Origin of the sequence: Lacticaseibacillus zeae DSM 20178 = KCTC 3804, assembly GCF_000260435.1 — a bacterium.
Classification (GTDB): Bacteria; Bacillota; Bacilli; order Lactobacillales; family Lactobacillaceae; genus Lacticaseibacillus; species Lacticaseibacillus zeae.
The window spans coordinates 1-387 of record NZ_BACQ01000097.1; the positions used below are offsets into that span (position 1 = coordinate 1).

Below are 387 nucleotides of genomic sequence, written 5' to 3' on the forward strand. Positions count from 1 at the left end.
ATAAAATTGCGCAACTCGAATATTCTTCTGGTAAACCGTCAATCTCAATTTGGAATATGTCGCTTGTAACTTAGCCATCAAAGCTGTACCAACGCCACGTCCACGGTGTTTTTCATCAACAAAAAAGCCGGCGATGAAGTCTTGTTGCAAGCCACAAAAAGCAATCACCGTTGCTCCTTCGCGCACAACCCACAATGTTGATTGCTGAATTAAAGGGCGCACCAGAGGAGCATTACTTTTCCAATATTCAGCGTGAATAAACTGGTGGGCCTGTAAATTCCCCTGCCACCATAACCGCATAATTTGATCCAATTGTTCGCGACTGGGCGCGCTTATTTATTCAATCGTGTATGGTGCCATACCGTCCCTCTTTTCTAATATCAAACT

At 43.9% G+C, this 387-nt stretch carries 1 protein-coding gene; it reads right to left on the reverse strand.

Annotation, left to right across the window (positions count from 1 at the left end; genetic code table 11):
• The coding region (locus GSO_RS15325; RefSeq protein ID WP_010493949.1) for a GNAT family N-acetyltransferase at nt 1–300 on the reverse strand (300 nt) is incomplete at its 3' end.
• Between the last annotated feature and the right edge of the window lie 87 nt (nt 301–387).